This is a genomic window from Reichenbachiella ulvae, from assembly GCF_025833875.1.
In the GTDB taxonomy this organism is placed as follows: Bacteria; Bacteroidota; Bacteroidia; order Cytophagales; family Cyclobacteriaceae; genus Reichenbachiella; species Reichenbachiella ulvae.
Genome location: NZ_JAOYOD010000007.1, coordinates 1 through 2408, shown reverse-complemented (window position 1 = coordinate 2408; position 2408 = coordinate 1). Strand labels below are relative to the sequence as shown.

General features: G+C 44.8%; 1 protein-coding gene and 1 pseudogene. One reads left to right on the top strand and one right to left on the bottom strand.

Annotated elements, in window-relative coordinates; genetic code table 11:
* Window positions 1-151: 151 nt before the first annotated feature.
* Window positions 152-1184 (bottom strand): annotated as a pseudogene (locus N7U62_RS22785) (radical SAM/SPASM domain-containing protein).
* Between the two features lie 292 nt (window positions 1185-1476).
* Here N7U62_RS22785 and N7U62_RS22780 point away from each other — a divergent pair.
* On the top strand, window positions 1477-2408 hold a 932-nt coding region (locus N7U62_RS22780; protein WP_264140483.1), incomplete at its 3' end, for a lipoprotein N-acyltransferase Lnb domain-containing protein.

Here is a 2408-nt window from a genome sequence, read left to right as displayed (position 1 = left end):
CTTGAATGGCATGTGCAACGTGATGTGTGGCGGTGAACGAAGCGCTCCTTTAGAACTGAACTTGGCAGCCACTTCTCGTTTGAAAGCCATCACTTCCTCCTTAATCTCGCCATCTGGAATCAATGCCAAAAAATAAAGTGAATATTCGGGTTTAGCCATCAGTCAAAGATACATTGAGCCCTTCTGAGCAGTTTTTACAAATGTCGATCGACGCACGAGAGGTCAATATGCTTTTTCGGAAATTTTCGTAAGGCAGCACTGTACCAGATGTCACTAAAAGATTGTTCATTCCAGTTGCCCATCACATACTTAGCGTCTTTGTCGAAACAGCAAGGAACGACTCTACCATCCCAAGTAACCACACAGCTCTGCCACATTTTCCAGCACTGATTATGCATCGGGTTTTTCAGTTTGTACTTCCCGTTTTCTCGCTGTACATACCTCGAGTATTTTTTCGTTTTTTGGCATCAGGTCAGAGCCATTTACAAAGTCATAAATCTGCGCTGTCTTGAATTGGATCTCGTCTGCACCAACCTCCTTGGCTAATCGTCGAGCATCCTCAATCTGGTGCTCATTGGGTGCTACTACCAGAAACTGGAAAATCAGATGAGGTGTCTTTGATTTGCGTTTTTTCTTCCAATGCACCATGTTTCGAGTGCCTTCTAATACCTTTTCTAACTGCCCTCCCACACGTATACTGCTGATATGTGTCCTGACTCGTGCCATCTATAGAAATAATCAGCCGATCCAGCCCCGACCGGACAGTAGCTTCTGCTTTTTCAAGATCTAAATAATGAGCATTGGTACTGGTAGCCGTATAAATATCGTGTTTTACAGCATCAGGTAACCATGTCTGAAAAATCCAGGGTGCAAATACGGTTCGCCTTGAAAATAGAAAGTGAGGTACGCCAAGTGAGACTGTACTTCCTCTATTTTTTCTTTGAAAAAATTTACATCTAACATACCAGTAGGGCGGGTAAATGATCGTAAGCCACTCGGGCACTCTGGGCAGCGCAAATTACAAGAAGTAGTAGGCTCAAAGGCCATACTCAGCGGCAAAGCTGGGTTGACAAAGTGCCCCAAATGCTTCGACCGATAAGTAACTTCGACAGTACCTTCGTGGCATTCCATGCCTTGGCAGGCGAGAGTTTGGTCAGTATGTTGAAGCTGTCGTGAAAATGCACCTGCTGTTGTATTTTGATCTTAAGGTATTTTAGTCAATTTTGAATCAAAGTAAGTCCAGCCGTGCCTGACTCCAAAATTAAACTGTCCAAATTATGCTATTAAAATTCAGGATTGCCATCTTGCTTGCCTTCGCAGTGCTCTTAGGGCTCTCTCATACCCATGCCACTGGTGTGAAATTGTCCGACGAAGCAGAGGTAATTGTACTGATTTTGGACCCTACACAGGCAGAACTGTATTCAGCATTCGGGGCACAGTGCCTTTCGCATCAGCGACCCCACCAATGGCATAGACATGATTTTCAACTACGGCATTTTTGATTTTGATCAACCCAACTTTTATTTGAATTTCACCAAAGGAAAACTCTATTACAAACTAGGCACGGGCTCATATGAGGGCTACAAGCGGTACTACTACCGAGAAGATCGCACCTGGCGCGAGCATGTGCTCAACATCACCCAAGGTGACAAGCAAAGCATTTTTGAGTTCTTGGTCGACAATGCCAAGCCAGAAAACGCCAACTACTATTACAACTATTGCTACGACAATTGTGCCACGCGTATGCGCGACGTATTGGCCACTGTACTGGGTGATCGTGTCACCTATGACTACAGTTTTGCCAGCGATTCACTCAGCTACCGTGGCCTGATGGACAAATACCTAGACCATCAGCCTTGGGGGGATTTGGGTATCGACATTTGTCTGGGTGCTGAAATAGACCAAACAGCCGACGGCTTTCACTACCAATATATGCCGCTTTATCTGGAAGAGGCCCTGCAAACCGCCACCATACAAAACGACAGTACCATCGTACCACTCATAGCGGCTTCTACCACCATCAGTACCAGTTCTGAACAGCCCGTCGATTCGGCCTTTAAGCCCATTCACTTATTTGTAATTTTGTTTTTTGTAACCGGACTGATCACCCATAGGGGTTTGAAATACCATGCCAATTACCGCTTCATTGATGTGCTACTCTTTGGTGTAACTGGGCTTCTGGGTTGCTTTTTGCTTTTCCTTTGGTTTGGCACAGACCACTTATCCAAGTACAATTACAACCTACTCTGGGCCATGCCACTCAATCTGATAGGCCTTTTCTTTTTATTGAAAAAATCTAAGCCTCACTGGCTTCATATTTATTTTTTAAGCTTGGGTGGTTTACAAGCTTTGCTTAGATCCTCGTGGGAGTATGGCTACCTCAGCAGATTCATTTGGCGCTCATTCCT